Genomic DNA, 21,644 nt, shown 5'->3' with positions numbered 1-21,644 from the left:
TCCGCCGGGTGATAGAGTTAACGCCCGCAACGCTGGATGGCTTTAAGTTGATGTAGCGAAGCGGAGACAGCTTAAAGCCGGTCCGCGTGATTGCGTTTGTTAAGACTTTTTACGTACAAAACCAAATCTAACTTTGAATATATAAGAAACACCTGGAACACCGAAGAAAACGAGAAATAACACTGCATTTAGAATAGATTGCTCTGAGCGTGCCGAGAATAGTGGGCCATGTAGTAGCTGAGTTAAAAGATACCACATTGATGCAGAAAACAATCCAAGACCAATTAAGCTACCGAAAAATTGACGAACTCTACCAGTAAAGATACATGCAAATGAAATGCTTAAACAAGCACCAGCAAAGACATAGAAGCCGATTGCTTTATCAGTTGGCGGTGCAGAGATGATCATTACAAGGCCAAACATTCCTGATACAAAGCCAAGTAGTATGCGAGTGAATGGGCTCAGCCCCTTATTGATGATTTCCTCACCTGCTCGATACATAATCTATAGCCTTAAGTACGCAGCAACGGCGACTTTTGTGCGCCTTCGCTGGTTAGGTGCTTTGTTGTTCTGTGTATAGCTTATATTTTGGCTCATAAGTACCTGCCAGAGGATCTTTTTCTATTGTCTCATTATTCCAGAAAGAGAGCTCATCACTTGTAACAAAAAACTCAGGAATTCTATCTGGGAGTTTAAATTGATAGTCATAAACCGTTTGAGTATGCGGAGATACAATATATTCGAGCGCTTCTATTGGCTCCCATTGCTGTACGTTCCATGGCGCCACTATTAGAACATCATCAAAGTGAATTTTGTTACGTGTCCTAACTGTTCGAAATGCTCTTATATAACCTTGCCCCTTAAGAACATGCATTCCTGTTAAAAGAAACCTCAAAGCATAACCATCTAGTAAGTCGTATGTTTCATATCCCCAGTGAAGTATTAAATCTCTGGTATTCCAATACTCCATTACAATAGGGATTATATGTTCATTGCCATTTTCAATGACATGGAGATTGTTTTTATTATCTATATTCAGGTCGAACATTAGATCTCCTGGCACTTAACATTTATATAGTAATCATTCTGACCACTATTATCATGATTGCCACCCTGGAATCAATCTAATGAAGAAGTGCGTAATAACCTTGACGAATGAATAAATCACATAGAATCTAGGACCTTTGTCCCAAGTTCAAAAATAATTACTTTGGTCACTGTCCCCAATGAATAAACTTTCTTTTACTCGCTGTTATACATAGGGAGTCTCTGAATAATTCCGTAATATCTCCAATCAGGATCTCTATAAAAAATAACAGCCAAACCGATTCAGAATCATGTTGATTTCTTATCAGTTACTTAGGAGGGTAGAAAATTGAGCAGTGCCTGAAGCGTTTCACTGCGCTTTAGGTCGTATACCACCTCGGTAAAGCTGATTTTGGAGCTGACAAACTCATAAGCGATGCAGGTACATTGCGCACATACTCGGGTTCTGAAGTTGATAGAAAATCGAAAGGCATTAGGGCTAGAAGGGGCAGTTTGATTTATATCAAAAAAAGAAAAGGGGGCAGAGCCCCCTTTTTTAAATCAGATCCGCTCTTTATTGGAGCGGATTACAGAAGCCTTAAAGGTTACTGATTTCCTCAAGCTGCTGTTGCAGACGCTCGTGAGCACCTTTCATTTCCGCGAGCTTGTCCTTCTCCTTGGCAACAACGGCTTCGGGAGCTTTGTCTACAAACTTGGGATTGTTGAGTTTGCCTTCAACCCGTGCGAGTTCTTTGGAAAGTTTATCAATCTCTTTTTGCAGACGCGCACTCTCGGCTTTAACGTCGATCAGGCCGGCCATGGGTACTAGCAGCTCTAGTTCACCTACCAGGGCGGTAGCGGAAGCGGGTGCGGATTCGCCGCTTTCCAGCCAGGTTATCCCCTCAAGGTTCGACAGTTTGATTAGAAGATTGCGAGACTGCTCTAGTAGTTCTTGATCTCTCTGAGAGCCATTTTTGAAGAAGAGAGGAATATTCTTTTTCTCTGCGATCTTCATTTCACCACGGATATTACGGATGCCGTCAGTTACCTGCTTCAACCAGGCAACAGCCGCTTCCGCTTCTTCATCAATCTTATTCTTGTTAGGTTCTGGATAACGCTGCAACATAATGGTATCGCCTTCAGCACCGGCGAGGGTTTTTACACGCTGCCAGATTTCTTCGGTGATAAACGGCATCAGCGGGTGGGCCAGACGCAAAATGGTTTCCAGTACGCGGATCAGGGTGCGGCGGGTGCCTTTCTTCACTGCGTCGGAGGCGTTGTCGTCCCACAGTACCGGCTTGGACAGTTCCAGGTACCAGCTGCAGTACTCGCTCCAGATAAAGTCGTACAGGGCCTGGGAGGCGAGGTCGAAGCGGTAGGTATCCATCGCTTCGCGCACGGTAATTTCGGTGCGCTGCAGTTGGGAAATAATCCAGCGGTCGGCGATAGTCAGCTCGAAGTCGCTACTGTTGTCCTGGCCACAGTCCTGTCCTTCACAGTTTTGCAGTACGTAGCGGGAGGCATTCCAGATCTTGTTACAGAAGTTGCGGAAGCCTTCAATACGGCCCACATCAAACTTGATGTCGCGGCCGGTGGATGCCAGCGAGTAGTAGGTGTAGCGCAGGGCATCGGTACCAAAAGCAGAGAAACCTTCGGGGAAGTCCTTGCGGGTTTGCTTTTCGATCTTCTCGCGCAGGTGCGGTTGCATCAGACCAGAGGTACGCTTCTCTACCAGGGTCTCCAGGTCGATACCGTCGATCAAGTCGATAGGATCGATCACGTTGCCCTTGGATTTGGACATCTTCTGGCCGTGGTTGTCGCGCACCAGGCCGTGCACGTACACGGTGTTAAACGGTACTTCCTTTTTGAAGTAGAGGGTCAGCATCATCATGCGTGCAACCCAGAAGAAAATAATATCGAAGCCGGTGACCAGTACGGAGCTGGGGTGGAAGGCTTTCAGTTCTTCGGTATCTTCTGGCCAGCCCAGGGTGCCGAAGGTCCACAGGCCGGAGGAGAACCAGGTGTCGAGTACGTCATCGTCCTGGCGCAGGCTGATATCGGCGCCCAGGTTGTGCTTCTCGCGCACTTCCTCTTCGCTGCGGCCAACATAGACATTGCCGTCGTTGTCGTACCAGGCGGGGATGCGGTGGCCCCACCACAGTTGGCGGGAAATACACCAGTCCTGGATATCGCGCATCCAGGAGAAATACATGTTCTCGTAGTTCTTCGGTACGAACTCAACGCGGCCATCTTCAACGGCGGCGATGGCTTCATCGGCCAGGGGCTGGGTTTTTACATACCATTGATCGGTGAGCCAGGGCTCGATCACTGCACCGGAGCGGTCCCCGTGAGGTACCTTGAGGGTGTGGGGTTCTACTTTTTCCAGTAGGCCGAGGGCGTCCAGGTCGTCGACAATCTGGGTGCGCGCGGCAAAGCGCTCCATGCCTCGATATTTTTCCGGCACTGCGTCGTTCAGGTGGGCGTCGGCATCGAGGATGTTGATCATCTCGAGGTTGTGGCGCTGGCCCATTTCGTAGTCGTTGAAGTCGTGGGCTGGGGTGATTTTTACACAGCCGGTGCCGAATTCACGGTCGACGTATTCGTCAGCAATAATCGGGATTTCGCGATCCGCCAGGGGCAACTTGATGGTCTTGCCAATCAGGTGCTGGTAGCGCTCGTCTTCCGGGTGTACGGCTACGGCGGTATCGCCGAGCATGGTTTCCGGGCGGGTAGTGGCAACTACCAAGTGGCCGGAGCCGTCTGAGAGCGGGTAGCGGAAGTGCCACAGGTGTCCCTGCTTCTCTTCGTTTAATACTTCCAGATCTGAGATCGCAGTGTGGAATTTCGGGTCCCAGTTCACCAGGCGCTTGCCGCGATAAATCAGGCCGTCTTCATACAGTTTGATAAAGACTTCCTGCACCGCTTTGTAGAAGCCGTCGTCCATGGTGAAGCGTTCGCGAGACCAGTCGGGGCTGGCACCGAGGCGGCGCAGCTGGCGGGTAATGGTGCCGCCGGACTCTTCCTTCCACTCCCAGACCTTCTCGATAAACTTGTCGCGGCCCAGGTCGTGGCGGGATACGCCTTCGGCGCCCAGCAGGCGCTCTACCACCATCTGGGTGGCGATACCGGCATGGTCGGTGCCCACTTGCCACAGGGTGTTGTCTCCCTGCATGCGGTGGTAGCGAATCAGGGCGTCCATGATGGACTCCTGGAAACCGTGGCCCATATGCAGGCTGCCGGTGACGTTCGGCGGCGGGATCATAATGCTGTAGGGCTTGGCCTCAGTATCCCCGGAAGGCTTGAAGTAGCCGTTCTCCTCCCAGGTTTTGTACCACTGCTGTTCGATGGCGTTGGGCTGGTATGTTTTGTCCATGCGGGCGGGAAACCTTGTGTTTAACTGACTGCGTGCACAGCGTTTTGGCTCAGGATAGTCTGGTGCTTGCTCGGGCTGCGCGGAAAAGGCGGCAATTATACCGCCGGGGGTAGGGTGGGCAAAAGGCAGCTTTGGGGCTAAATCGCACTCAGTCCCAGATCTCTAGCTCGTCGACCACTTTTTCTATCTGGGCACGCAGCTGTTTTTCCAGTTGGGGAAGCTGTTGGGCTACCAATTCTTCAATCAAATCGTTGCGCTGGCGCTCTTTCTCTGAGGGCTCCAATTTTTCTACTGGCCCCTCCTTTTCTGCAATCGCCTGGGCCATTACCAATGCCTGGGTACGGGTACCCGCGCTGGCGGTTTCTATGGCCTCGGGTTTGTTTTGGGGCTGCCTTTCATGGGATGGAATACGCCCCCCGGTAAGCCGCGAGCGAATATGGGCTGGCAAGAAGGGGTTGTCGGGTGCCGGTACGGGAGCCTCCGCAGCGGTATCCGTTGCGGTTGTACGATCAATGTCAGTCCCCTCACTATTCGATTGAGCGTTATTGCCAGGCTGGTCATTATCGCCATGGGCTGACGCTTCCTGGGAAGCCTGCATTTGGGGTTCTGCGGTTGTTTTGCCGGGCAGGTTTTGTAAGGGGCGCAATAGGGCTAGATCTGATTCGGCCAACTGCACTTTATGTTCTTCGCCCAGTGTCTCCTCGATTGGGGAAAACAATATGGGCAGGTCCTCCTGCTGAAGCAGTTCCTCTTCTAAGGCGTCATCCATTGGGGAAGGGGGCGGGGCTTCTGGCTCGGTGGATAACAATGGCGGCTCTGTAGGAGGCGCAGCGGTTAGGGTTTTTGGCTCATCCTTCCCCGTTGCTTGGCCCGCTACCTGGTTGAGCAGTGGGATTTCATCGAGATCGTCACTGTTGAGTAGGTCGTGCAGTGAGTTCAGCTCATCGAGCAGCTCGCTGGAAGGTTTGCGTGGTTGTCCGCGCTGCTTGTGCTTGTTCTTTCGACCGGACATGGCGGTAGTTAGTGATTACATGCTCTGGTTGATCTTATGGGATTGTAACGGATATCCGCGATCGCGGAAGTGACCAAATCGCGATCGTGAGCGTTGCAGGGCATTGGCTTCTTGAACGACGATCTCGGCGAGACGTTCGAAGCGGCTGAACCAGTTGGGGACTTTGCTGCACAGGTTGATCAGTAGGCCGTGGTGTGCCTGCGGATCTTCACCGCAGTTGATTTCGATGGCTGCCTGCTCGCCATTCACTTGGTTGGCATGGGGCAGGAAACTGTCTTCACGGAAGGTCCACAACAGTTGGTTGAGTTGCTCGGCACGTTCCTGGTTATCCACGGCAAGCAGAACCCGCAGACCGTTGCGATAGGCCTTTTCCGCCAGGCGACAGGCGAAGATATCCGCTTGCTGGGGCTGATCGGAGGAGAGGATGTAAAAGTCGATACGGGTCATGCTGGCTTTTATTTGTACAGAGACGACAACGGCCCGCGAGGGGCCGTTACGGCTGCCGCTCGGGGGCGGCTATTGTGCGCTTTTGCCAGTTATTTTCCCAGCAGGTATTCCACCAGAAGCGGTACCGGACGTCCGGTGGCCCCTTTGGCGGCACCGGATTTCCACGCGCTACCGGCGATGTCCATATGTGCCCAAGTGTACTCTTCGGCAAAGCGGGACAAGAAACAGGCGGCGGTTACAGAGCCGGCATCGCGGCCGCCGATGTTTTGCATATCGGCAAAGTTGGAGTCCAGGGCGGGCTGGTACTCATCCCAAAGAGGCATTTGCCAGGCGCGGTCGCCACTGGTTTCGCCGGCCTTGAGCAGGTCTTGGGCGAGTTCTTCGTTATTGGCATAGAGGCCAGTGGCGTGGTGGCCGAGAGCGATTACACAGGCACCGGTGAGAGTGGCGATATCGATGACCGCGCGGGGCTTGTACTTGCTGGCATAGGTGAGTGCGTCGCAAAGTACCAGGCGGCCTTCGGCGTCGGTGTTCAGAATCTCAATAGTCTTTCCGGACATGGAGGTGACGATATCACCGGGCTTGCTGGCGCGGCCGCTGGGCATATTTTCTGCGGCGGCGACCAGGCCCACCACATTGATAGATGGCTGCAGCTCCACCAGGGCGTTCATCACACCGAAAACACTGGCCGCACCGCCCATATCGTATTTCATTTCATCCATAGCCTGACCGGGCTTGATGCTGATACCACCGCTATCGAAGGTAATGCCTTTGCCCACCAGCACAATGGGTTTTTCGCTGGTTTTGCCACCCTTGTAGTTCATGGCGATCAGGGCGGGGGGCTGGTCACTGCCTTTTGCTACGCTGAGGAGTGCGCCCATACCAAGCGCCTTCATTTTTTTCTCGTCGAGCACAGTTGTGGAGAGCTTTGTGTGTTTTTTGGCCAGTGTGCGGGCCTGAGCTGCCAGATAGTTGGGTGTACAGATATTGCCAGGCAGATCACCCAGTTCCCGTGCTACATTGCTTCCCAGTGCTTGGCCGGCACCAATCTCCATCCCTTTTTGGATGGTTTTTAGCTGCTTGCGATCAATGGCATGCAGGGTGAATTTAGTGAGAGGGTAGGGTTTGGCATCAGTGAGGCACTGGGTGAAGCGGTAGGTGGCCAGACCTGTGGCCAGCGCAATCTGCTGGGCTTGCCAGGTTTTATCAGCCCCTTTTACTTCGAGCTCGCACAGGTAGCTGGTAGCGTCTTTGAACTTTTTCACCACTGCGGCACTGGCGCTGGCCAGTTTGCGGAACTCTGCCTGGCTGATGTCTCCCTTGCCGGTGCGAACGACCAGCACTCGCTCACTGGGTCCGTCCAGCAGGTCGATTAACTGGGTGCTGCCGGGTTTTACGCCCAGGTCACCACGCTTGAGAATTTTGCCAATGGTTCCTTTTGCGAGTTGATCGAGGTTTTTACCGCTGGGGCTTAAGCCATTTTTAGCATCAGCTGAAATAACGGAACAGGCTGCGCGCTGTTTGGAGATATCCGAGACCTTTGCGGAGAACTGCATTTTTCGCTTTCCTTAAAATCTGACAATAGATTGCATAGCTCTGAACCGAGACATAGCAAGAATTTTTAGTGATAATGCGTCGCACAAGTTTAACCTGCTCGTCTATGGATTGCTGTACCTAGTGGGCAACTTGTTCGACTGAAGTCCAATTCATCACACCGCTGTCACCAAGGAATTCGTTCGCCCTGTGATTATTTTCCGCTATCTCTGCCGCGAGCTGCTGTTTGCCACGCTGGCGGTCAGCGCAGTTTTGCTATTAATGGTGATGAGTGGCCGATTTGTGAAATACCTTGCGGAAGCCGCCGCAGGGGATCTTTCGGCTAATATCCTTTTCTCCTTAATGGCCTACCGCTTACCGGGATTCCTGGAATTGATATTGCCACTGGGATTATTCGTCGGGATTCTTTTGGCTTATGGGCGCCTCTATATAGAGAGCGAAATGACAGTGCTGCACGCCTGTGGTTTCAGTGAATGGCGTTTGCTGTTTTACACCCTGGCACCGGCTCTGGCAGTGGCTTTGTTTGTGGCATCAATGAGTTTGTACCTGACCCCCGCTGGTGCCGAGCGTTCCAACCTGATGCTCAACGCGGAAAAATCCCGCAATGAGTTTGATCACCTGATACCGAAGAAATTTATTTCCACCAGTGGTGGCCAGGCAGTGTATTACGCAGAGGCCCTGAGTGAGGATAAGTCCACCATGCTGGGAGTGTTCCTCGCCGAGTTGAGGGCCACTGAAGCTGAGACTGAGGCGAATCGTCAGGTGGTTACTCGCGCCAAGGAAGGGGTCCAGCAAATCGACCCCGAGACAGGGCTGCGTTACCTGGTACTGCGCGATGGCTACCGTTATGAGGGAGTACCAGGACAGCGGGAATACCGGCAGATGGAGTTCTCCAGCTATGAAGTGTTGATGGAGGCGCCACGACTGCGCAGCCGTTGGCGCGACCAGATTGAGTCTGCTCCCACTACGCAGCTGATTGGCAGTGATAATCCCAGGGAGACAGCCTACCTCTACTGGCGGCTGAGTTTGCCGGTGCTGGTGCTGGTGGTTGCGGTGCTGGCAGTACCGCTATCGCGCACCAACCCGCGCCAGGGACGCTTTATCAAGATGTTCCCCGCGATACTTTTGTATCTTATTTATCTGCTAATCCTCCAGGGGGTTCGCGGGGCTGTTGAGGATGGTAAGTTTGCCAACCCCGCGGTGATCTGGTTGGTACACCCGCCCTTCCTACTAATTGGGTTATTGCTTCTGGCGGCGAGGAATTGGCGTCCTAAACCCAGACTATTGCCGGAAGGTGTTAAGGAGTCGGCCGATGTATAAGCTGGATATGTATATTGGTCGTACCATTGCCCTAGCGGTTTTCGTGGTGCTGCTGATTATTCTCGGCCTGGATATTATTTCCGCCATTGTCGACCAATTGGGGGACTTCAAGCGCGATTACGGCTTTAGCCAGGCAATACAATATGTCCTGTGGAGATTGCCAGGGCGTATCTACGAGCAGTTGGGCTTTTCCGCCCTCGTGGGATGTATGGTGGGGCTGGGAACACTGGCAGGCACCAGTGAACTGACCGTTATGCGTGCGGCTGGTGTCTCTATCGGCCGTATTGCCTGGGCGGTAATGAAACCAATCATTCTGTTGATTTTTATCGGTTTGGCCCTGGCGGAGTTTGTGATTCCTAAGACCAATGTAATCGCCGAGAACAACAAAGCACGCGCCCTGGGTGAGCTTGAAGCGAGTGGCCTCGAAAGTGGTATGTGGTTAAAAGACAGTGGCGAATTTGTGCACTTTAATGCTGCCCTGCCAGATGGTGAACTCTATGGCGTAACCCGTTATCACTTTGCGGATAACCGGGAGCTGCAATGGGTGGAGTTCTCTGAACGGGGGCAGTTTCAGAATGAGCAGTGGCTACTTAAGAACAGTCGCAGCACCCAGTTCCTGGGGGAAGATACGCAGAGTAAAGACCTGCCAACCAGTGTATGGAAAGCGGAGGTCTCACCGGAGTTGTTTGCCCTGATCGTGCCGCTGCCCTCAGACCTTTCCCCGCGTAACCTCTGGGATTACGGTACTTACCTGGATCGTAAGGGTGAAGATTCCGGGCGCTACTGGCTGGAGTTTTGGAAGAAAATACTGCAACCACTGACCATTGCCAGTTTGGTTATGGTGGCAATTTCTTTCATCTTTGGCCCACTGCGTGAAGTAACCACCGGGTTGAGAGTTTTTACCGGGATTATGGTGGGGATCATCTTCCAAACTGTGCAGGGGATACTCGGCCCCTCTTCACTGGTTTTTGGTTTTCCACCACTGCTGGCTGTACTGCTACCGGTTCTTCTTTGTTTTGGTGCGGGCTGGCTATTACTCAAGCGGGCCCGATAGGGCCCCTTGAGCTTAATTTGTTGGCAGTTACCCTTTTTTCTTCTTTTTGGGTAAAAGGCGCACTTGAGACTCTGAAATCAAGTCGTGCCAAGTAGCCTTGTCGGAGCGGGCCCAGGCGGAAAAGTAGCCGAGGCCCAGGCAGGCGATAGAGAGAGGGGCGACAATGGCTCGCAGGATACATTGGCGCCAAGTAAGCTGTACGCCATCTGGATTCGCCACGATCAAGCGCCACGCGCGCATTCCCACAGTTTGTCCGGCTACCCGCCAGGACCAGAAGAAGTAGCCGGCGATTACCGCTAGAGCGCCCAGTTGATAAATTGGTCCGCCGACACAAGGGCTGTAATCCATAGCTTCTGGCTGACAGCTTAACCCACCAAATACCGAGGCCACTGGCAGGGCGATAAAGCCGTACACCATCATTAGTCCCATCAGGATTAGCAGGTCGTACATCAGGGCCGCCAAGCGCCGGCCGACGCTGGCGATTGGAAGTTCGGGAAATGAAGAAGGGGTACTTGAGCTGCTCACGGCTATCTCCGCCAAAATCGATTGGCGGAGATTCTAACAAAACTAGGGGAGGGCAAGGGCAAGTCGTCTGCCAGGTCTAAAATTCGTACTCGAAAGAAATCTTGAATTTGTCGTCAGAAAGGTTGATGCCATAATCTACCGAGTTGCCTATCTTGCCCCGGTTGGTGGTGTAACGCAGAAGACTTTTCTGCACCGTGCTCTTGTTGCGCTGCTTGTAGGTATCTAAACCAATCTTAACAATTTTGAATAGTGCCTTACCGCCAGTGGTTGGTCGAAACTCACTGGGGTAGGTATGCATTTGTAGCCACTGGTAGTTGAGGCGTCGTTGCGTACTATTCATGGAATTACTGCGAAGATAATCTGCGGCTTGGAATAGTGCAGCATTGTCCATGGCGAAGGCACTGTCGGAGAAAAACAGGTTCACGGATTGTATATTTAGGGCTTGTTGTGAATCGGGGATAAAAAGTTCGTCCGCAGAGCAGATACAACAGGTGGGAAAAAGCAGTAATCCAACTGTTTTGGGTAAGGATTTGCCCGGTCTGATTCTGAAACTGCAGAGTGCCATTCTATCTACCCCAGGTGTTGCATCTCATTTCGGAAGGCCGCAAGCGGTCGTTGAATTTATTATGGGATACCCACCTCGAAGCGTTTTCCCATAGAAAATAGGCGGCTTCTGCTACTTCACTTACTGGACAGTCGCAAATTGTCGGAAACATCCCTGAAAGCCGCATGGATTGGACCCTTTTCCATTTTTGTCCAAGCAGTCGTAGCTGTGATCAGGAGAGCGCCAATGTTTTTTTATTATTTTTTTGATATTGGTGCGCCATGGTTGATGAAAAAACGGTCTTGCTTTGAGCGCCGTATTTGAGGGGAGCTTGTGGGGTTTCAGTAGACTTGAGCGCGAAAGTGTCGCTGAAAGCGACTACGCTGATAACCGGGCATTCAAAAACTGGCGCCAGTAACTGCTTCAGGGGTTAAGGGCAAACTTGTCCTGCCAGGATTAATGAGGCAGGTTTTCCGGTGGTTGGGTTGAGGGGTTCTTGCAGGGTGGTGAGCATCAATCCATGTTCGATGAATAATTGGGTCCAGCTTGATAGCGTACGGAAATACCAGGGCGCTGCCTCCTGAAAATCACCGTCTATACCTTGCCAGGAACCCGGTCGCCATCCATCCAGGTACTTTTCATCGCCACAGGAGAGTAGGGGATGTAAAGTTTGGAGGAGTAGATACCCTTGTGGGTTGAGCAGGGAGCAAGCCCTGTGAAAAATGGCATTGGTGGCTTCCTCCCCAATCAGAGAGAAGTTGCATACAATCAAATCAAATTTACGCTCAAATGCCTGCGGATCTAGCTCTTCATAACAAACAGTACGGAATTGTTGCCGTTCTTGCCCTCGGCGCTTGGCTTCATTAATTAACTCGTCCACGCCATCAATCCCCCAGACATCCATGCCCTCTGCCGCTAGGCGGCGGGATAGCCATCCTTCACCACAGCCAATATCCAGCACGCTGGAGGGATTATGCGCAAGGACAGCCTCAAAAATTGCCTGGTCGGTGATCAGCCTGCGGCTGGGTATTGCCCCCCGATCCACCACCTTCACCCACTCGCCGGCATTATTGTGCCAGCTGCGTAGGACTTTATTGTCACTAAATTCGCAATCCCTCATCTTTGCGTTCCTTCATCTCTGTAATTTTGACGAGGTTGAGTGTACCGTCGAGGAAAATCCAGCTGCAAAGGTGCTGAGGTCCCATGTCCACTCAAATGGTGTTTGATTATGTGATCGTAGGTGCCGGCTCTGCCGGCTGTGTATTGGCCAACCGGCTGAGTGCTGATGAGCAGCATCGTGTTTGCCTGCTCGAGGCAGGGCCTCCGGATCGCAGTCCATTGATATCCATGCCCCTGGGTATCGGGATGTTGATGTCAGGCACAGACTATAACCTCCACCATTACACGGAACCACAGCAAAGCCTGAACAAGCGTCGATTGTTCTGGCCGAGAGGCCGTACCCTCGGTGGCAGTAGCGCGATTAATGCGATGGTTTATATCCGTGGTCAAAGTGAAGACTATGATGCCTGGGAAGCCGCAGGTAATGCAGGCTGGGGATGGCGTAGTTTATTGCCTTACTTTCTTCTCTCGGAGGGCAATGAGCGTGGCAGTGATGCGCACCATAGTGGCTATGGACCGCTCACGGTAAGTGATCTGAAGTGGAAAACTGAGTCTGGGCAGGCTTTCCTGCGCGCAGCTCAGTCTGCTGGACACCGGGCAAACAGTGATTTTAATGGCAGCCAGCAGAATGGAGTGGGCTTTTACCAGGTAACACAGCGCAGAGGTCGGCGGTGCTCTGCTGCTGCAGCCTATTTACATCCGATAAAAAAGCGTCCCAATTTACGAGTACTCACGCGTAGTCCAGTCGCTCGGCTGATATTGAGAGGTGACAGGGCTGTGGGGGTGGAATTGCTCAATGGTAAAAAAATATTGGCCAATAAGGAGGTATTGCTCTGCGCAGGCGCAATACAGACCCCGCACTTGCTATTGCTCTCAGGCATTGGCCCACAAGAGGAGCTGCGTAAGTTTGATATTCTGCCGCAGAACCACCTGCCAGGGGTGGGTAAAAACCTTCAGGACCACCTCGATATCTCTCAGGTGGTGGAGACCTCAGACCCAATCACTTTTTCGAATGACTTGTGGGCGAGAGTGAAGCACGCCATGCGTGCGCCTGAATGGTTCTTCCTGAATCGGGGCCCATTGACCAGTAATGTTGCCGAAGCGGGGGGATTCGCGAGTTCAACCTTGGCCAACGGCCGCCCGGACATACAATTCCACTTCACGGCAGTGCCATCCTTTGAACACGGTTTCAATAAACAGTCGGGGTATGGCTACACCTTACATGCATGTGCATTGCGCCCCAAAAGCCGTGGTGAAATAACTCTCAATACAGAGGATCCCAAGGCCCTGCCGAGTATCCAACCCAATTATCTTAGCGAGCCCGAAGATATGCAGGTGATGCTGGAGTCATTCGAAATGGCTCGGGACATCATTCACCAGGAAGATTTACAACGCTACCAGAAGCGCCTCTGGCTGCCGGAGCATAAGCTCAGCAGCAAGGCTTCCATCAAACACTATATTCGTCAGCATGCCGAGACAATTTATCACCCGGTGGGCACTTGTAAGATGGGCAATGATGATCTCGCAGTAGTCGATGCGGAGTTAAAAGTACATGGAGTAGATGGACTGAGGGTTGTGGACGCCTCCATAATGCCGGCCCTGGTCAGCGGTAATACCAATGCACCGGTGATCGCAATTGCGGAGAAGGCAGCGGATCTTATTTTACAGCGCACCCCTCCCTCAATGATGAAGAATACACAAGTTCAGGAAGTTGAATGATTTGGCAATGTCCCCTCTGCGCAACGCCATTGACGCTGGGTAAAGATACCTGGCACTGCAGTAACCGGCACAGTTTTGATCGCGCGCGGGAGGGTTACGTTAATTTGTTACCCGTCTATCGCAAGCGGCGCAAGGACCCGGGAGATTCCACAGAAATGCTGCATGCCCGTCGCCGCTTTCTCAAGGCGGGCTATTATCGCCCACTAGTGGACACGATTACCGCGCTGCTGCCCTACCAGTCTGGGCGCCGGCTTTTGGATATCGGTTGTGGCGAAGGTTACTATTTACGCCAGTTGGAGTCTGCCGGATGGCACGGCCATGCGTTGGCCGGGGTAGATATTTCCAAGTCAGGCGTCCGTATGGCGGCTAAAGCCGACAGTGGTGCTCAGTTTGTTGTATCCAGCAATACCAACCTGCCAGTGGCTTCAAATAGCGTGGATCACCTCTTACGTATTTTTGCGCCTGCACCGGATACTGAGATGCTTAGGGTAATAAAGGAGGGGGGGCATTTGCTGGATGTTTCTCCCGGTCCGGATCACTTGTGGAGTTTGAAGGGACACCTCTACCGGGAGCCTCGTAAACACCCAGCCCCAAAATTGATTGAGGGGCTGTATCCCGAGGTTGATTTACGCTGCTGTTTTCCTTTTGAATTGCGCGGGCACGAAGCGATTGCGGATTTTCTCGCGATGACGCCTTTTGCCTGGAAGGGCAATCGAGAGGCTCGCGCGGAGCTGGAAGGGCAGGAAAGCCTGGTTCTCGAGGCGGATTTTATTGTTCGTCGTTTCATCAAGAGAAAATAATCTAGTAGAAATGACAGCGAAATACTTTGTGTATGTGCTGGTACTCCGTGTAGTAGAGGTCTAAGAAAGAGTTATGGCGACACCTAAAGACTATGCGTTTATGCGCAGAGCCCTGGAATTAGCCGAGCTTGCCGCAGAGCGGGGAGAAGTACCGGTTGGGGCCGTATTGGTGCGGGAAGGTAAAATCATTGGCGAGGGCAGTAATCGCCCTATTGGCAACTGTGACCCCAGCGCTCATGCGGAAGTTGTCGCATTGCGTCACGCGGCGGAGGCAGAGCAAAACTACCGCCTGCCAAATACCACGCTTTACGTCACTATCGAGCCCTGCACCATGTGTTTTGGAACCCTGATGCATGCGCGTGTTGGTCGTTTGGTTTTTGGTGCCAAAGAGCCACGTGCCGGTGTGGTTGAAAGCCAGCTGAAGCTTGGTGAAGCCGGTTTCTTCAATCACAAAATTTCTGTGGAGTCTGGTGTGATGGCTGAAGAGGCCGGGAGGCTGGTGCGCGAGTTTTTCCATGATCGACGCTGAATTGGCTTTTGCCTTTGCGGTGAACAGCATCATTGTTGCTATTGTGGTGCTGATTCATCATGAAGTCCTCAATGCTTTGGTGCACCTGGGGCGCTGGCTACCGGTGCGGCACAACTTTGCCATAGTGCTGGGGGTGTTTGGTGCCCTTTTGGCTCACGTAGCGGAAATCTGGCTCTTCGCCTATGGCTATTACTTTATGGTGAATTCGCCTTACTTCGGCACACTAGAAGGTAATTTCAACGGCAGCCTACTTGATTGTGCGTATTTCTCATTTACCACTTATACCTCCCTTGGCTTTGGCGATATTGAGCCTTTGGGGCATCTACGCTTCACTGCTGGCTTAGAGGCTTTAACGGGGTTGGTCATGATTACCTGGACGGCCTCTTTCATGTTTTTAAAAATGCAGCGCTATTGGGATATCTAGGGAGCCACTGAATAATTCCATAAGATCTATGCGGGCCTTGTGGAGTGTTCACACTATGCGTTGTGCTCTCTTGAAAGGTCTTAGATATTTGTGCAAAGCCACTTTTTGATAGAGAACGGCTCTGAAACCCAGAGGCATCACGGAATTATTCAGAGGCGCCCTGGTTATCTCTTGAATTAGAGTTTCATTCGGGCAGTGCGCCCTGGGCGTTTCTTTGGTTTCTCTGCTGGGTAAAAATCGCCTTTAAAACGATATAGGTAGCTATGTCTTTCAATACTGCGCCACAGCTTGCCAAAAGGGTGTAGCCAATACAGCCAACGGGCCACCTTGGCCTTGTGGACGTTAGATTTTTCGATACTGGAAATGTGTTCGGTTTCCCATAGTAGATGGGGCTCGATACCATAAAGCTTCAGATCAAACTGCCAAAAGTGATCAAAGACCTTATCGATAGGCTCGAAAATCCGCCTGGCATACCTCAGAACCTTTTCCATTCCACAGCGATTGATCAAATAACCCTGGGCCCCGCACCAGCCCCGCTCTGGGCGAACTAGCTTGTGCACACCATCATTGAGGGATCGGATGATCTTGCGCTTGCGTACTTTCAGGCCCATCAAACGGATCATTTCCACTTCTGGGGGCAATCGCTCCAGCTCCGCCAATACTCTGGCAAAGTCACCTTCCACTTGAACGTCATCCTCAAGGATACATACCCTTTGTAGACCAGCCTGATAAGCCTGACGAATAGCGCGAAGGTGAGCCAGATAACAACCAATCTCAGAACTTTTCAGCTCACACAAGTGACGCCAACGCGTGATGGCGTTACAGAGAACCTCATCGTCCTCAAGCTTGGGTATACCATTGCGCCCTTCAACGCCAGCGACTTGGCTGGCACGAAGGCGCTGAGATTTCAGGGTTCCCAGTAACCGATTTACAGTTTCGCCCTCTGGATACATTGTGATTACCCAGCAGGGCGTGTGGGCAATAAACAAAGGGGTTTTTTGCTGCCGCCGGTTGAGTGCCGGCCGAGTGCGCAAAGGAATTTGTGGGGCAAAGCGGTGGCGAGAGCGCAGGGGCAAACGTTCGGCTTTTGCAGCCGCTAATGACCAACTGGGTACAGAGTGATTCCTGCGGCGTTTTTCTAGTGCCACAATTTCTGATTTCTCTGTGAACGGATAAAACCACCGATAGTAAACTGCAGTCTGGCTAGTGAGATATAGGATTCGAACATATTTCTACCCCATCATCAGAGGGCTAAAAAGGCAGTTCAACAGGCTCAGTAGGGGAGTGAATGCATAATTTCATCTATTTTTACCTAACCCCCAGCGTCTTGAACGCTATCCTCCTAGGTCATCGCCATCCAAAATTTTGCCTTGGCTAATCTTAATGTCCGACTATCCAGTCGGTATAGGCTTTTAGGAAATGGTCAGTACTTCTGGGCGATAGAGCTTTTAGTTGCCACTGAATAACTGTGGGAATTGGGGAGTAAAAAGATTGCGGGGTTGAGCCGACTTTTGGGCTGTAAACGTTTGTGTTCGCATTTCTTATACCTAGGCAGGTATTCTGTACTGCAAGAGCGCTAGCTTGAATGAAATAAGAGAATTTACTCTGGAAGCATCAGGTTATTTCCTGATAGCGACATTTCGATTTTTTTGTATTTCCGAGCCTGATTTATTGGACATTCTATGAAGTTGAATTTTATTAAGATGGCACTCATTCTGGGGTTATTGAGCTGTGTTGGGCCTGTTGCTATTGATATGTATCTGCCGGCCCTACCGGATATCGCCCAGGATTTGGGAGCCCCTATAGAGGCTGCTCAGTACACCCTGATATCTTACTTTGTTGCTTTTGGGGTATGCCAACTATTTTATGGCCCCGCTTCGGACATGTTTGGTAGAAAGCCACCGCTGTATTTTGGATTGGTTCTTTTTACCCTGGCTTCTATCGGTTGTGCTCTGGCGCCCTCTATAGAGGCGCTGATCGCTTTAAGGTTTTTACAGGGCGTTGGTGCCGCTTCGGTGATGTCGATCCCCAGGGCAGTGATTCGAGATTATTACACAGGTACCCAGGCCACTCGCTTAATGACTACGGTGATGTTGGTGATTTCTATATCGCCGATGCTCGCCCCGCTGATAGGCAGTACCTTGATAGTCCCTTTTGGGTGGCGCAGTGTATTTTTACTGATTGCTCTGCTGACCCTGGCCAGCTTATTGCTGGCAGTAACCAGCTTGCCGGAGACCTTACATCATCATCACCGTGTACCATTTCGTTTAAATGCCATGCTTGGCGCTTTCTCGACATTACTGCGTGACCCTGTGTATGTGGGTCTGACTAGCATCGGTGGTTTGGGTATCGCCAGCTTTTTTTCTTTCCTTGCCACGGCCTCTTTCCTGTACACCGATTTTTATGGACTGACACCAACGGAGTTCAGCCTTGCTTTTGCCTTAAATGCGCTGGGTTTCTTTATCTCTAGTCAGTTTGCTGCAAACCTGGGATCCCGTTTTGGTTCAGTGGCGGTGGTGAAGTGGGCTACTGCAGGTTTTGCCATCAGCTCTCTGGTAATGTGTATGGTTGTGTTTTGGGGTTATGATCAATTTTTATTACTGGTGGCAATGTTGTTGACCTGTAATATATTCCTTGGGCTGGTTATTCCCACTTCCATGGTGTTATCTCTTGAAGAACATGGCCCCATTGCTGGTACTGCCGCAGCCCTGGGTGGCGCTTTACAAATGTTGCTCGGAGCATTGGCTATTGTTTTAACCAGTCTGGTTTTTGATGGCACGCCTTTGCCGTTAACGGCAGCTATTGCTGTTTGTGGTGTCAGTTCGTTGATTATTTCACGTCTAACTTTGCGGGGAATAGCGCAATTGGCGGTGCCATACTAGAGTTTAAATTTAGCTTGGGCTTAAATTTCCTAAGGAGTTGGCCCCTTTGTCCATAAAGTTCGGGAATCTCTTTGTAAGTGAGTTCCCCAAATATAAGGAAGGAGGTCGGCAAGATGGATAATATTCTGGTTTATTCCGATAGTGTTTCCTGGGGCATCATTCCGGATACCCGACAGCGCATGACATTTGCCCAGCGTTGGCCTGGAGTTATGGAGTTCCACTTAAACGAAAATAAACATAATGTACGAGTGATTGAAAATTGCCTGAATGGTCGCAAGACCGTTTGGGACGATCCATTTCGTGAGGGCCGGCGGGGTGTTGAGGGATTGGCACAGGTGATTGAAATGCACTCCCCATTGCATTGTGTAATCCTAATGTTGGGCACCAATGATTTCCAGGATACTCACGATAATAAAGCCAGTATGTCTGCCCAGGGGGTGGCTAAGCTAGTCTCCGTAATTCGCAGTGCACCTATCGAGCCGGGTATGCTAGTACCTAAGGTTCTAATTGTTGCTCCCCTAACGATCAACAATCCTTGCGGCATTATTGGCTATAAATTTACTGGTGCGAAAAAACGCTGTGAAGGTTTCCCGCAGGAGCTGGAAAAAGTCTCTAACGATCTGGGTACCTTATTTCTGGATGCAAATAGGTGGGTCAAAGTCAGTGAACGGGATGGTATTCATTTAGACGAGAATCAACACTCGGTTCTAGGTAAGGTGATTGCTGATTTCCTCTCAGACAATAAAGTCCTGCACTAGAAATACAAACTGCCAGGGATCAACCAAATGCTGATTATGGCACCGGAAGTACCGGTGCCGGTTCACTGTAGAATCAGTTGTAGGCACCGCTACTATAAATCAGTTCGTAACTGTGGCTGTATATTTCCAGAATATTGCCAAACGGATCTTCCATATAAATCATGCGATATGGCTTTTCTCCTGGATAGTAATATCTGGGTTTTGGCATACGCTTTTTACCACCAGCTGCGACAATTTTCTCTGCCAGTTCTTCCAGGTTCGGGTCCTGAACACAGAAGTGGAATACGCCGGTTTTCCAGTATTCGAAATTATCCTTGGGGTTTTCCTGGTTGGGAAACTGGAATAGCTCCACACCGATACGATCGCCGGTGGAAAGGTGAGCGATGCGGAAACTACCCCACTTGGCTCCAAAGACATCGGTACACATCTCACCAATGGCGCTGTGATCTTCACTGATTTCCGTTGGTGGCATAATCAGGTACCAGCCCATGACCTCTGTGTAGAACTTAACGGCAGCTTCCAAGTCTGGCACTGAAATACCGATATGAGAAAAGTTTCTCGGATAAACACTCTTCATTAGTCACTCTCCAACAATTACTTTCGTATAAGTTACTGTGCCCAGATCATTACGTATAATTATGATTTGTGATTTTTTTGAGTAACTTTTGTAATGATTAATCCTGTGTGGCTGCGTAGTTTCTGTACTTTGGTGGAGCAGGGTGGCTTTACCAAAACGGCGCAGCACCTGCATATGACCCAATCTGGCGTTAGTCAACACTTACGCCGCCTGGAAGACTTCCTTGGGTTGGCGCTGATCCATCGGCAGGGGAAACAATTCACCCTGACCGAGGCAGGCGAAAAGCTATACCTAGAGGCTCAAGATATCGTCGAATCCCTCTCTACACTGGGTCAACGACTTGGCGAAGATCCAGCTTATGAGGGACAAGTGAGTATTCAATCCCCAGGTAGTGTGGGTCTAAAGCTCTATCCAAAATTACTGGACCTGCAAAGAGAATACCCGAAACTGACCATAGACTATCGTTTTGCTCCAAATCAGGCTGTGGAAGAATCCATACTTGGTTATAAGGCAGACATTGGGTTTGTAACTAATCCGTCAACAATGGCGGAGATAGCGAGTCAGCCTGTAGGCAGTGAAGAATTACTGCTTGTGACCCCTTCGTCAGTCAAGAAGTTGAGTTGGAGGGTGTTGCTAGAGTTGGGTTATATCGGTCACCCAGATGGTGCTCATCAAGCGGGCTTGTTACTGGGGGCAAATTTCTCAGAATTCCAGCACGTAGATATGTTTAAACTCAAGGGATTTTGTAACCAAATTGGCCTGATCTTGGAACCGGTCAGTATGGGCTTGGGTTTTACGGTATTACCCGCTCATGCAGTCAATGCCTTTCATAATTTTACGCAAATTAAGCCTCATCGCTTGGCGAACTCCATCACTGAGACTTTATTTCTAATTACACGTCGCCACAAGGCGTTACCGGCGCGGGTAAAAACTGTGGTTGCTTTAGCTAGGGAGTGGCTTTAAACCGTTAGAATACTTCGGACATTTTATGTTGCTTTTTATTTGCTGGTTATATTTTTGGATTATTGCTATGGGTGCTCAGGCTGAGTTGCCGCCCAGCTCAGTTGTTCAGCAGGAGAAAGACGAGATACTCATGCTGCTTGCTTACTCGGTAGCTTACCTTGATTGGGTGGAGCCAAAAGAAAAACAGAAGCGCGGCTACAATATTGCGGCAGTCCTGTATGACAATGCGCAGGAAAAAATTATAGGCGTACAGCGCAATGCAGTTGGTTTGTGTCGAGATAAAACCCAACATGCGGAAGTGCGATTAATGCAGCAATGTATCGGCAGTAAATGTAGAGGGAAAGATACTAATTACCTGAATGATACTACGATCTACAGCACTCTGGAGCCCTGTATGATGTGTGGAGGTATGATGATTTTTCTTGAGGTCTCTAGAGTTATATATGGCCAATCAGATCCGGATTTTGGGAAGAATATAGAAAGGCTGAAGCAGAGTTTTAAGTCTGATTGTAGATATAAATTTGAGTCGAAACCGCATGTGGAAAATGTTTGTAAAATAGATATTCCTGCAAATTATCGAGCTAGAAATATTTCTTCAGAGCCATCTAGTTTACTTCAGAGGGCCCAGCTTGAAGGGGCGTTTTACAGTCATCGCTTGTTGTTTAGTAGCACGATTACAGATTTTCTGATGAGTGCTGAAGCGAAGAATATTTATCGTGCTGCTCACCAGCGGCTTATGGGTTTTAAGCCTAAATATCAGGCTAACTATAATCTTCTGCTGGAGAGCCAAAAGCAATTGAAGCAATTAGAAAGTGCTCCAGGAGATATAGATCGGTGTTTAGTGGGGGAGATACATCGGCACTAATATTGTTAAATGTGAGCCTTTAGATTATGGGGCGATTGATTTGCTTTATTGATGACAATCATTAGTGGTTTAAAAATTCCTGATTTTTGTTGCTTCTAGATGGCTTAATTGTGTTTGATTCGACTTATGAAGATACTGACGTTCTCCAGAGTT

The 21,644-nt window shown here is 50.5% G+C and carries 21 protein-coding genes; 10 read left to right on the top strand and 11 right to left on the bottom strand.

The annotated features are described in order from the left end of the window. Positions 1-99: 99 nt before the first annotated feature. The 6 genes from ACJJIV_RS05690 to ACJJIV_RS05665 form a co-directional block, all read right to left on the bottom strand. Complete coding sequence (locus ACJJIV_RS05690) at positions 100-501, bottom strand: hypothetical protein (protein ID WP_444891062.1); 402 nt, start codon at positions 499-501, stop codon at positions 100-102. 52 nt (positions 502-553) lie between these two features. Then, the gene (locus tag ACJJIV_RS05685; RefSeq protein ID WP_444885818.1) at positions 554-1,048 is read right to left on the bottom strand and encodes a hypothetical protein; all 495 of its coding nucleotides are present in this window, start codon (positions 1,046-1,048) and stop codon (positions 554-556) included. A 576-nt stretch (positions 1,049-1,624) separates the two neighbouring features. Continuing rightward, entirely contained in the window at positions 1,625-4,399 is a 2,775-nt protein-coding gene (locus ACJJIV_RS05680; protein WP_444891061.1) for a valine--tRNA ligase, read from the bottom strand. 148 nt (positions 4,400-4,547) lie between these two features. After that, positions 4,548-5,411 (bottom strand): hypothetical protein, encoded by an 864-nt coding sequence (locus ACJJIV_RS05675; protein WP_444891060.1) that lies wholly within the window; start codon positions 5,409-5,411, stop codon positions 4,548-4,550. 15 nt (positions 5,412-5,426) lie between these two features. Further along, on the bottom strand, positions 5,427-5,858 hold the full coding sequence (locus ACJJIV_RS05670) for a DNA polymerase III subunit chi (RefSeq protein ID WP_444891059.1): 432 nt from the start codon (positions 5,856-5,858) through the stop codon (positions 5,427-5,429). A gap of 89 nt (positions 5,859-5,947) precedes the next feature. Continuing rightward, a complete protein-coding gene (locus ACJJIV_RS05665) occupies positions 5,948-7,414 on the bottom strand; it encodes a leucyl aminopeptidase (protein ID WP_444888249.1) in 1,467 nt (488 codons plus the stop codon). 187 nt (positions 7,415-7,601) lie between these two features. On the opposite strand from ACJJIV_RS05665, the gene lptF reads away from it, so the two are divergent. Beyond that, positions 7,602-8,732: an LPS export ABC transporter permease LptF gene (lptF, locus tag ACJJIV_RS05660; protein ID WP_444891058.1), complete on the top strand. Its 1,131-nt coding sequence runs from the start codon at positions 7,602-7,604 to the stop codon at positions 8,730-8,732. Next, positions 8,725-9,786: an LPS export ABC transporter permease LptG gene (gene lptG / locus ACJJIV_RS05655; protein ID WP_444891057.1), complete on the top strand. Its 1,062-nt coding sequence runs from the start codon at positions 8,725-8,727 to the stop codon at positions 9,784-9,786. Before lptF ends, lptG begins: the two co-directional genes overlap by 8 nt. 27 nt (positions 9,787-9,813) lie before the next feature. Here the strand turns inward: lptG and ACJJIV_RS05650 are convergent, their stop codons facing one another. From ACJJIV_RS05650 to ACJJIV_RS05640, 3 genes are all read right to left on the bottom strand, one after another. Then, positions 9,814-10,311: an RDD family protein gene (locus ACJJIV_RS05650; RefSeq protein ID WP_444888252.1), complete on the bottom strand. Its 498-nt coding sequence runs from the start codon at positions 10,309-10,311 to the stop codon at positions 9,814-9,816. 76 nt (positions 10,312-10,387) lie between these two features. Further along, on the bottom strand, positions 10,388-10,876 hold the full coding sequence (locus tag ACJJIV_RS05645) for a hypothetical protein (protein WP_444885811.1): 489 nt from the start codon (positions 10,874-10,876) through the stop codon (positions 10,388-10,390). 409 nt (positions 10,877-11,285) lie between these two features. Further along, positions 11,286-11,975: a class I SAM-dependent methyltransferase gene (locus tag ACJJIV_RS05640; protein WP_444891056.1), complete on the bottom strand. Its 690-nt coding sequence runs from the start codon at positions 11,973-11,975 to the stop codon at positions 11,286-11,288. Between the two features lie 83 nt (positions 11,976-12,058). Here ACJJIV_RS05640 and ACJJIV_RS05635 point away from each other — a divergent pair, with 83 nt between their 5' ends. From ACJJIV_RS05635 to ACJJIV_RS05620, 4 genes are all read left to right on the top strand, one after another. After that, entirely contained in the window at positions 12,059-13,693 is a 1,635-nt protein-coding gene (locus ACJJIV_RS05635; RefSeq protein WP_444891055.1) for a GMC family oxidoreductase, read from the top strand. Continuing rightward, the gene (locus ACJJIV_RS05630; protein WP_444885808.1) at positions 13,690-14,493 is read left to right on the top strand and encodes a putative RNA methyltransferase; all 804 of its coding nucleotides are present in this window, start codon (positions 13,690-13,692) and stop codon (positions 14,491-14,493) included. The genes ACJJIV_RS05635 and ACJJIV_RS05630 overlap by 4 nt, the downstream gene beginning before the upstream one ends. A gap of 73 nt (positions 14,494-14,566) precedes the next feature. Beyond that, positions 14,567-15,022, top strand: a complete 456-nt coding sequence (tadA, locus tag ACJJIV_RS05625; protein WP_444891054.1) for a tRNA adenosine(34) deaminase TadA — start codon at positions 14,567-14,569, stop codon at positions 15,020-15,022. After that, positions 15,009-15,446 (top strand): potassium channel family protein, encoded by a 438-nt coding sequence (locus ACJJIV_RS05620; RefSeq protein WP_252084886.1) that lies wholly within the window; start codon positions 15,009-15,011, stop codon positions 15,444-15,446. Before tadA ends, ACJJIV_RS05620 begins: the two co-directional genes overlap by 14 nt. Positions 15,447-15,622: 176 nt before the next feature. Here ACJJIV_RS05620 and ACJJIV_RS05615 read toward each other — a convergent pair whose 3' ends face one another. Next, a complete protein-coding gene (locus tag ACJJIV_RS05615; RefSeq protein ID WP_444888256.1) occupies positions 15,623-16,594 on the bottom strand; it encodes a glycosyltransferase family 25 protein in 972 nt (323 codons plus the stop codon). Positions 16,595-17,128: 534 nt separating this feature from the next. Between ACJJIV_RS05615 and ACJJIV_RS05610 the strand changes: the two genes are divergently transcribed. Both ACJJIV_RS05610 and ACJJIV_RS05605 read left to right on the top strand, forming a co-directional pair. Then, the gene (locus ACJJIV_RS05610; protein WP_444891053.1) at positions 17,129-18,328 is read left to right on the top strand and encodes a multidrug effflux MFS transporter; all 1,200 of its coding nucleotides are present in this window, start codon (positions 17,129-17,131) and stop codon (positions 18,326-18,328) included. Between the two features lie 113 nt (positions 18,329-18,441). Then, entirely contained in the window at positions 18,442-19,086 is a 645-nt protein-coding gene (locus tag ACJJIV_RS05605) for an SGNH/GDSL hydrolase family protein (protein WP_444891052.1), read from the top strand. Between the two features lie 73 nt (positions 19,087-19,159). Here ACJJIV_RS05605 and ACJJIV_RS05600 read toward each other — a convergent pair whose 3' ends face one another. Beyond that, positions 19,160-19,663 (bottom strand): lactoylglutathione lyase family protein, encoded by a 504-nt coding sequence (locus tag ACJJIV_RS05600; protein ID WP_252084890.1) that lies wholly within the window; start codon positions 19,661-19,663, stop codon positions 19,160-19,162. A gap of 93 nt (positions 19,664-19,756) precedes the next feature. On the opposite strand from ACJJIV_RS05600, the gene ACJJIV_RS05595 reads away from it, so the two are divergent. Further along, entirely contained in the window at positions 19,757-20,626 is an 870-nt protein-coding gene (locus tag ACJJIV_RS05595; RefSeq protein ID WP_444891051.1) for a LysR family transcriptional regulator, read from the top strand. Positions 20,627-20,651: 25 nt separating this feature from the next. Continuing rightward, entirely contained in the window at positions 20,652-21,491 is an 840-nt protein-coding gene (locus ACJJIV_RS05590; protein WP_444891050.1) for a nucleoside deaminase, read from the top strand. Positions 21,492-21,644: the final 153 nt, after the last annotated feature.

This window comes from Microbulbifer mixtoriginis (SeqCode) (assembly GCF_052466765.1).
The sequence above is the reverse complement of the archived record's forward strand: the minus strand, read 5'-3'. Positions and strand labels throughout refer to the sequence as shown.

Coding starts and splice junctions, on each gene's coding strand:
- ACJJIV_RS05675 (WP_444891060.1), bottom strand. CDS start 5,411: ATGTCCGGTCGAAAGAACAAGCACAAGCAGCGCGGACAACCACGCAAA.
- ACJJIV_RS05610 (WP_444891053.1), top strand. CDS start 17,129: ATGAAGTTGAATTTTATTAAGATGGCACTCATTCTGGGGTTATTGAGC.
- ACJJIV_RS05690 (WP_444891062.1), bottom strand. CDS start 501: ATGTATCGAGCAGGTGAGGAAATCATCAATAAGGGGCTGAGCCCATTC.
- ACJJIV_RS05600 (WP_252084890.1), bottom strand. CDS start 19,663: ATGAAGAGTGTTTATCCGAGAAACTTTTCTCATATCGGTATTTCAGTG.
- ACJJIV_RS05595 (WP_444891051.1), top strand. CDS start 19,757: ATGATTAATCCTGTGTGGCTGCGTAGTTTCTGTACTTTGGTGGAGCAG.
- ACJJIV_RS05635 (WP_444891055.1), top strand. CDS start 12,059: ATGTCCACTCAAATGGTGTTTGATTATGTGATCGTAGGTGCCGGCTCT.
- ACJJIV_RS05640 (WP_444891056.1), bottom strand. CDS start 11,975: ATGAGGGATTGCGAATTTAGTGACAATAAAGTCCTACGCAGCTGGCAC.
- tadA (WP_444891054.1), top strand. CDS start 14,567: ATGGCGACACCTAAAGACTATGCGTTTATGCGCAGAGCCCTGGAATTA.
- ACJJIV_RS05630 (WP_444885808.1), top strand. CDS start 13,690: ATGATTTGGCAATGTCCCCTCTGCGCAACGCCATTGACGCTGGGTAAA.
- lptG (WP_444891057.1), top strand. CDS start 8,725: ATGTATAAGCTGGATATGTATATTGGTCGTACCATTGCCCTAGCGGTT.
- ACJJIV_RS05620 (WP_252084886.1), top strand. CDS start 15,009: ATGATCGACGCTGAATTGGCTTTTGCCTTTGCGGTGAACAGCATCATT.
- ACJJIV_RS05680 (WP_444891061.1), bottom strand. CDS start 4,399: ATGGACAAAACATACCAGCCCAACGCCATCGAACAGCAGTGGTACAAA.
- ACJJIV_RS05665 (WP_444888249.1), bottom strand. CDS start 7,414: ATGCAGTTCTCCGCAAAGGTCTCGGATATCTCCAAACAGCGCGCAGCC.
- ACJJIV_RS05645 (WP_444885811.1), bottom strand. CDS start 10,876: ATGGCACTCTGCAGTTTCAGAATCAGACCGGGCAAATCCTTACCCAAA.
- ACJJIV_RS05590 (WP_444891050.1), top strand. CDS start 20,652: ATGTTGCTTTTTATTTGCTGGTTATATTTTTGGATTATTGCTATGGGT.
- ACJJIV_RS05605 (WP_444891052.1), top strand. CDS start 18,442: ATGGATAATATTCTGGTTTATTCCGATAGTGTTTCCTGGGGCATCATT.
- ACJJIV_RS05670 (WP_444891059.1), bottom strand. CDS start 5,858: ATGACCCGTATCGACTTTTACATCCTCTCCTCCGATCAGCCCCAGCAA.
- ACJJIV_RS05685 (WP_444885818.1), bottom strand. CDS start 1,048: ATGTTCGACCTGAATATAGATAATAAAAACAATCTCCATGTCATTGAA.